General features: G+C 70.3%; 7 protein-coding genes and 3 pseudogenes. 8 read left to right on the top strand and 2 right to left on the bottom strand.

Features of this window, described 5'->3' with window-relative positions; translation table 11 throughout:
- From ABT078_RS12820 to ABT078_RS12785, 8 genes and pseudogenes are all read left to right on the top strand, one after another.
- Positions 1 to 185: pseudogene (locus tag ABT078_RS12820) on the top strand (hypothetical protein); the annotation flags it as partial.
- A 77-nt stretch (positions 186 to 262) separates the two neighbouring features.
- The gene (locus tag ABT078_RS12815; protein WP_351226797.1) at positions 263 to 871 is read left to right on the top strand and encodes a TlpA family protein disulfide reductase; all 609 of its coding nucleotides are present in this window, start codon (positions 263 to 265) and stop codon (positions 869 to 871) included.
- A 1-nt stretch (position 872) separates the two neighbouring features.
- Entirely contained in the window at positions 873 to 1610 is a 738-nt protein-coding gene (locus ABT078_RS12810) for a cytochrome c biogenesis CcdA family protein (protein WP_351226795.1), read from the top strand.
- A 3-nt stretch (positions 1611 to 1613) separates the two neighbouring features.
- Positions 1614 to 3353 (top strand): cytochrome c biogenesis protein ResB, encoded by a 1740-nt coding sequence (gene resB, locus ABT078_RS12805; protein ID WP_351226793.1) that lies wholly within the window; start codon positions 1614 to 1616, stop codon positions 3351 to 3353.
- A gap of 82 nt (positions 3354 to 3435) precedes the next feature.
- Positions 3436 to 4521, top strand: coding sequence for a c-type cytochrome biogenesis protein CcsB (gene ccsB / locus ABT078_RS12800; protein ID WP_351226791.1), 1086 nt, complete (start codon positions 3436 to 3438; stop codon positions 4519 to 4521).
- A gap of 77 nt (positions 4522 to 4598) precedes the next feature.
- Positions 4599 to 5104 (top strand): annotated as a pseudogene (locus tag ABT078_RS12795) (RNA polymerase sigma factor); the annotation flags it as partial.
- Positions 4996 to 5547, top strand: a pseudogene (locus ABT078_RS12790) (CU044_5270 family protein); the annotation flags it as partial. The pseudogenes ABT078_RS12795 and ABT078_RS12790, both read left to right, overlap by 109 nt.
- 32 nt (positions 5548 to 5579) lie before the next feature.
- Positions 5580 to 6113 carry an SRPBCC domain-containing protein gene (locus ABT078_RS12785; protein ID WP_351226789.1) on the top strand — a complete coding sequence of 178 codons (534 nt, stop codon included), beginning with the start codon at positions 5580 to 5582 and terminating at the stop codon, positions 6111 to 6113.
- Here ABT078_RS12785 and ABT078_RS12780 read toward each other — a convergent pair.
- Positions 6100 to 7029: an isopenicillin N synthase family dioxygenase gene (locus ABT078_RS12780; protein ID WP_351226787.1), complete on the bottom strand. Its 930-nt coding sequence runs from the start codon at positions 7027 to 7029 to the stop codon at positions 6100 to 6102. The genes ABT078_RS12785 and ABT078_RS12780 overlap by 14 nt on opposite strands.
- A complete protein-coding gene (locus tag ABT078_RS12775) occupies positions 7019 to 7474 on the bottom strand; it encodes a nucleoside deaminase (protein ID WP_351226785.1) in 456 nt (151 codons plus the stop codon). Before ABT078_RS12775 ends, ABT078_RS12780 begins: the two co-directional genes overlap by 11 nt.
- Positions 7475 to 7509: the final 35 nt, after the last annotated feature.

Below are 7509 nucleotides of genomic sequence, written 5' to 3'. Positions count from 1 at the left end.
ACGCCGTCGAAGAGGCGCTCAAGCGAATGGCCGGAAAGAAGGACGTACGGCTGGTGTCCTTCAGGCAGTTCTGCGACTGGCTCGACGTCCAGGACCCGAAGATCCTCGCGAAGCTCCGTACCCTCGAGGTCGGACAGTCCCCAGCGGGGGGCTGGAACACCTTCCTCCGTGAGACCACCGCTTAATCGATCTTGACAACGGGCGATACGGGCACCGAGGGGGGTGCGGAAGATCCCCCGAAGCCCCATGCGAAACTTTTCACATGAGCCTTAGCCGCGCCCCTCGACGCACTCTGCTCGCCGCCGGCGCCGGTGCCCTGGCGGCCGCGCTCACGCTCTCGGCGTGCAGCGGCGACTCCAACGGCAAGTCCGGCGGCGGCGGCGACACCAACTTCGTCACGAGCACCGGCGGAATCTCCACCGCTGCCAAGGGCAAGCGCGTGGCCGCCCCGGAGCTCTCCGGCAAGGATCTGCAGGGCAAGCCGCTCGATCTCGCCGACTACAAGGGCAAGATCGTCGTCATGAACGTGTGGGGCTCGTGGTGCACGCCCTGCCGCAGCGAGGCCAAGTACCTGGAGAAGGTCGCCAAGGACACCAAGGCCCAGGGCGTCGAGTTCGTCGGCATCAACACCCGCGACACGCAGACCGCGCCCGCGCGCGCCTTCGAGCAGGAATTCGGTGTCAGCTACCCGAGCTTCCACGACCCGATCGGCAAGCTCATCCTGAAATTCCCCAAGGGCAGCCTCAATCCGCAGGCCATTCCCACCACCCTCGTCATCGACCGGGAGGGGAAGATCGCCGCGCGCGCGCTGCGCCCCCTCGACGACAAGATGCTCCGCTCGATGGTCGACCCGCTGATCGCGGAGAAGTAGCGTGAACGAGACGGTCTACAACGGGGCACTGCTGCTCGCCCTGCCCATCGCCGTGCTGGGGGGTCTCGTCTCCTTCTTCTCGCCGTGCGTGCTGCCGCTGGTCCCCGGCTATCTCTCGTACGTGACCGGAGTCACCGGTACCGATCTGGCCGAGGCCAGAAAAGGCCGGATGGTCGCCGGGGCCTCCCTCTTCGTGCTCGGCTTCTCCGCCGTCTTCGTCTCGGGCGGGGCGCTCTTCGGCTACTTCGGCGGGACCCTCCAGGAGCACCGGGAGACCCTCACCGCCGTCCTCGGCGCGCTGATGATCCTGATGGGGATCTTCTTCTTGGGCCTGATGCCCTTCCTCACCCAGCGCGAGTTCCGCTTCCACAAGCGGCCGACGACGGGTCTGGTCGGCGCGCCGGTCCTCGGCGCCCTCTTCGGTGTCGGCTGGACCCCGTGCATCGGCCCGACGCTGAGCTCCGTCAACGCCCTGGCATGGGAGCAGGCCAGCGCGGGCCGCGGCGCGCTGCTGACCGCGGCGTACTGCCTCGGGCTCGGACTGCCGTTCATCCTCGCCGCGGTCGCCTTCCGCAAGGCGCTCGGTGCGTTCGGCTGGGTCAAGCGGCACTATGCGTGGGTGATGCGCATCGGCGGCGGAATGATGATCGTGACCGGCCTCCTGCTCCTCACAGGCGCGTGGGACATCCTCGTGCAGGAGATGCAGGGTTGGTCCGAAGGCTTCCAGGTGGGGATCTGATCCATGAGCAAGACGGCACGGACGGCGGCCGAAGAGACGGTGGCCGATGAGTCGGTGGCCGAGGAGACGGGGACCGCCCGGCTCTCCACCGCACCTCAGGACGAGCAGGCGGAGCCCGTCGGCGGACCCACTCTCGGCGTCATCGGCTGGATGCGCTGGTTCTGGCGCCAGCTGACCTCGATGCGGGTCGCCCTGATCCTGCTCTTCATGCTCTCGCTCGGTGCGATCCCAGGCTCCCTCGTCCCGCAGAACAGCGTGGACGAGACGAAGGTGGCCGCCTGGAAGGCGAACAACGAGTTCTGGACGCCGGTCTTCGAGAAGCTCCAGCTCTTCGACGTCTACAGCTCGGTGTGGTTCTCCGCGATCTACATCCTGCTGTTCGTCTCGCTCATCGGCTGCATCGTGCCCCGCACCTGGCAGTTCGTCGGCCAGCTGCGCAGCCGCCCGCCGGCCGCCCCCCGGCGGCTCACCCGGCTGCCCGCGTACACGACCTGGCGCACGGACGCCGAGCCCGAGGCGGTCCGCGAGGCCGCGCTCGCGCTCCTCAAGAAGCGCCGCTTCCGCTCGCACATGGCCGGTGAGGCGGTCGCCGCCGAGAAGGGCTATCTGCGCGAGGCCGGCAACCTCGTCTTCCATGTCGCGCTGATCGTGATGCTGGTGGCCTTCGCGGCCGGGCAGCTCTTCAAGTCCGAGGGCGGCAAGCTGATCGTCGAGGGCGGTGGTTTCTCCAACACGCTCACCCAGTACGACGACTTCAAGTCCGGTTCCCTGTTCGGCATCGACGAGCTGGCCCCGTTCAGCTTCCGGTTGGACGGCTTCACGGGTACGTACGAGGCCGGCGGGCCCCAGCGCGGCACCCCGCGCACCTTCGAGGCGGCCGTGACGTACACGGAGGGCGCGGAGGGCCGGGAGAAGAAGCGCATCATCCGGGTCAACGAGCCCCTGAAGGTCGGCGGCTCCAAGGTCTATCTGCTCTCCCACGGCTACGCGCCCGTCGTCACCGTCCGGGACGGCAGGGGCAAGGTCGTGTTCCGGGACGCGGTGCCGCTGCTGCCCATCGACAACAACGTCAGCTCCACCGGGGTCATCAAGGTGATGGACGGCTACCGGGACAAGGACGGCAAGAAGGACCAGCTGGGCTTCCCCGCGTTCTTCGTCCCGACGTACGCGGGCAAGGGTCACGGCGAGATGCTCTCGCAGTTCCCCGGCCTCGTCTTCCCGGCCCTGAACCTGGGCGCCTACCACGGCGATCTGCGGGTGAATGCGGGACTTCCGCAGAACGTGTACCAGTTGGACACCAGCAAGATGACGGCGTTCAAGGACGCCAAGGGCGATGTGTTCAAGCAGACGCTGCTGCCCGGCGAGACGATGACGCTGCCCGACGGCGCCGGCTCGGTCACCTTCGAGAAGGAGATCAAGGAGTGGGCCAGCTTCCAGATCTCCCAGCAGCCCGGCAACGGTCTCGCCCTCGCCGGGGCGATCGCCGCGATCGCGGGGCTCGTCGGCTCGCTCTTCATCCAGCGGCGCCGGATCTGGGTCCGGGCCGTACGGGGCGACTCCTCCACCGGGGGGCTGACCGTCGTCGAGATGGCGGGGCTCGGCCGGAGCGAGTCCGCGAAGCTCGGCGAGGAGCTGGGGGACCTGGCCGTCACTCTCAACGCACAGGTGCCGACCGCGCCCGATCCCGTCCCAGATCCCGATCCTGCCGACGCTGTTCCTGCCGAAGGGGCCGAGAAGTGCTGACATCCCCGGGGAACGACCCCCGGATCCCGGGCGGCGACCCCACGTGCTCGAAGCCGCATGAATCCTCCCGAGGGGCAACCCAGTGAATCTTGCCGCCGCCACCAACGAGAGCCTCGCCGAGTTCAGCAACGTGCTGATCTACTCCGCGATGGCCGTCTACACCCTGGCGTTCCTGGCGCACATCGCCGAGTGGGTCTTCGGCAGCCGCAGCAAGGTCGGCCGCACCGCCGCCGCGCTGACCGCCCCCGCGCCGGCAGCGGGCGTGACCGCAGGTGCCGGCGCCGGCTCCGCAGGAGGCGGCACGACCGTGCTGGAGCGCCCCAAGGTCGTCACGCGCACGGCGGCCGGACGGCGCGACGTGCCGGACGGTCCCGGTGCCGCGGGCGGCACGGCCAAGGGCGACCTCTACGGGCGGATCGCGGTCTCGCTGACCATCCTCGCCTTCCTCGTCGAGGCGGCCGGCGTCACCGCCCGCGCCGTGTCCGTGCAGCGGGCCCCCTGGGGCAACATGTACGAGTTCTCGACCACCTTCTCCACGGCGGTGGTGGGCGCGTACCTGGTCTTCCTCTTCGCGAAGAAGAACGTCCGCTGGATCGGACTGCCGCTGGTCACCTCGGTCCTGCTGGACCTCGGCATCGCCGTCACCTGGCTCTACACCGAGAGCGACCAGCTGGTCCCGGCACTGCACTCGTACTGGCTGTGGATCCACGTCTCCACGGCGATCTTCTGCGGAGCGGTGTTCTACCTGGGCGCCGTCGCGACGCTCCTCTACCTCTTCCGGGATTCGTACGAGAACAAGCTGGAGAGCGGTGGCAACCCCGGCTCCTTCGCCCGCTCGGTGCTGGAGCGCCTGCCCGCCGCGGCCTCCCTCGACAAGTTCGCCTACCGCGTCAACGCCGCGGTCTTCCCGCTGTGGACCTTCACGATCATCGCGGGCGCGATCTGGGCCGGTGACGCCTGGGGCCGCTACTGGGGCTGGGACGCCAAGGAGGTCTGGTCCTTCATCACCTGGGTCGCGTACGCCGCGTATCTCCACGCGCGTGCGACCGCGGGCTGGAAGGGCCGCAAGGCGGCGTACATCGCGCTGGTCGCCTTCGCCTGCTTCCTTTTCAACTACTACGGCGTCAACCTCTTCGTGAACAGCCTCCACAGCTACGCCGGGGTCTGACGGATCCGACGCAGAGGCCGGTTCCTGTGACGCAGGTCATGGGAACCGGCCTTTGCCGTTCGGACGGATGAACGGGCGTGGACACACAACTGAGGACGCGTGTGCGCGCGGGCGACCACGACGCCTTCGGCACACTGTTCGACGCGCACGCCCGCTCCGTCTGCAACCACGCCTACCGGCTCACGGGGGAGTGGGCGGTCGCGGAGGACGTCGTGTCGCTGACGTACCTGGAGGCGTGGCGGCTGCGCGGCAAGGTCGACGCCGAGGGCGGCTCGCTGCTGCCCTGGCTGCTCGGCATCGCCACGAACGTCACGCGCAACGCGCAACGCGCCGGGCGCCGGCATGCGGCCGCGATGGCGCGGCTGCCCCGAGACGAACGGGACACGACGTCGCCGACTTCGCCGACGAGGTGGCGGCCAGGATCGACGGCACCGAGCGGCTCGGACTCGTACGGACCGCAATGGCGGCGCTGGGGCGGCCCGAGCGAGAGGTGCTCGCGCTCTGCGTGTGGTCGGGGCTCGACTACGCGGCCGCGGCGGAGGCGCTCGGCATCCCCGTCGGCACCGTACGCTCCCGGCTCTCCGGGCGGGGCGAGGCAGCTACCGGCATCTGGAGACCCTGCCGACCGACCCCGGCAAGATGCTGGACCGGCTCCGCGAGAACGCCGACGGCGGCGGGAGCAACAGCGAGGAGCAGCAGATGTTCGTCCTCGTCGGTGACCTGATCCGGGAGAACGTCATGCCCCCTGAGGCCGGCGCCGCGCTCTTCCGCGCAGCGGCGAAGATCCCGGGCGTGGTCGTCGTCGACGACGTGGCCGACGCCGCCGGTCGGCACGGGGTCGCGATCGCCCGCGAGGACGACGGCATCCGCGCGCAGCTGATCTTCGACAGGAACACCAGGGAACTCCTCGGCGAGCGCGACATCGCCGTCCGTGAGACCGAGGGCGGACTGGAGAAGAGCGAGCTCGCCGGCACGAGCGCGATCCTGGTGCGCGCGGTCGTCGACCGGGTGGGCGAGACACGGTAGCGGGCCCGGCCCGCACGGGCGACGCTGGTGCCATGACGACCGAAGCGATCCCTCATGGCACCAGCGAGACCCGCGAGGGCGCCGACGGCGACACCCACGTCCTGCACTTCGTGATGCACCTGCCGCACCCCGTGGTGAACGTCTGGGTCGCCGTGGCGACCCCGGAGGGCTTGCCCCAGTGGCTGGCCGCCGCCGACCCGCTGGAGCCGCACCTCGACGGGCGGGTGACGCTCCGGTGGCTCAACGCTCCCGCGGAGGGGGAGGGGACGGTGGTGTCCGGGCGGGTGACGGCCTGGGACAGGGAGGCCGTCGCCGAGTACACCGTGGAGCTCCACGGCCGGATCCGCTTCCACATGGAGCCGGCCCCCGCGGACTCCCTGGCGACGGTCCTGCGCTTCACCAACGAGTTCACCGGGACCGACGAGCAGCGCCTCGACAATCTGGCGGGCTGGCACCAGCACTTCGAGTACCTGGACGCCGCGCTCGACGGACGGCCCATGGACTGGTCCGGCTGGACCCCGGACCGCTTCAGGCAGCTGCGCGACGAGTACGTCAGCCGGCCGTGATCGCGTCCAGCTGGGCACGCAGATACGTGTGCGAGTCGATGCCCCGCACATCGGTACCCGGATCGCACTCGTAGAAGTAGACGAGCGACATCAGCTCCTCCGCCGGTGCGTCGGCGGGCGGTGGCAGCACCCGATGGCGTCCCGAGCACCAGCGGCCGCCGGTCCAGCGGGCCATCAGGTCCCCGATGTTGACGGTCAGCGCGTCCGGTGCGTACGGGGCGTCCTCCCAGCCGCCCCCGTCCGTGAAGACCTGGAGACCGCCCTTGCCGGTCTGCCGGTCGAGGACGGTGACCGTGCCGAAGTCGGTGTGCGGGCCGATCCGGAACTGGCCGGGCTGCGGCTCGCCGACGGTGTCCCGGCCGGGATACCAGTTGATGTTGAAACCCCAGGTCGGATGCGTGGTGTGCCGGGTGAAGAAGTCCTCGGACTCGCCGAGCGCCACCCCCAGCAGGCCGAGGAGCCGATCCGACAGCACTCGCATCGCGGCCAGATACGCCTCCACGGCAGGACGCAGCGAGGGACACTCGCCCGGCCAGGTGTTCGGCAGGAACCACTCCGCGTCGACCGCCGGGTCGCCGCTCGGCTCGTCCGCGGCGAAGGACAGCGACTCCTTGAGATCGGGCGGCGTCCGTGTGCCCTCCGCGTAGCCGTTGGCCTCCGCCCCGGGCCCGAGCCAGCCGCGTCCGCCGACCTTCACCGCGTACGGCTCCTTCGCCGCCTGCGGGAGGCGGAAGAAGCCGCGGGCCGGCTCCCGGATCTCCGACCGCAGGTCCTGGCCGACCCCGTGGCCGGTGACGAGCAGGAAGCCCGCGGTGCGCAGGGCCTCGTCGACGGTGGCGGCGGTGCGGGCGCGGGACTCCTGGTCCCCGGCGAGCCAGGGCGCCAGGTCGATCACGGGAATGCGGTCACTGGTCATCGCCGATGTCCTCGCTCCACAGCTCGGGGTGCCTGCCGGCGAACGCGCCCATCAGGGCCGTGCATTCGGGGTCGTCCAGGACCACGACCTCCACGCCGTGCGCGGCGAGCCAGTCGTGGGCGCCGTGGAAGGTCTCGGCCTCGCCGACGACGACCCGGGAGATGCCGAACTGCCGGACCAGCCCGGAGCAGTACCAGCAGGGGGAGAGGGTCGTGACCATCGTCGTACCGCGGTACGAGCGCTGCCGCCCGGCCGCCCGGAACGCGGCCGTCTCCGCGTGCAGCGACGGATCGTCGTCCTGGACGCGGCGGTTGTGGCCGCGGCCGAGGAGGGCACCGTCCGCGCCGTACAGCGCGGCACCGATCGGGATGCCGCCCTCCGAGAGGCCGGCGCGGGCCTCGGCGAGAGCGGTGGACAGCCAGCGCCGTGCCTGCTCCTGGTCCATGACCCCCGGCCCCTTCCGCAGCCCGTTCAGCCGGC

Source organism: Streptomyces sp. NPDC002133 (genome assembly GCF_040296405.1).
Lineage (GTDB): Bacteria > Actinomycetota > Actinomycetes > Streptomycetales > Streptomycetaceae > Streptomyces.
This window is presented reverse-complemented; position numbering and strand designations above follow the sequence as displayed.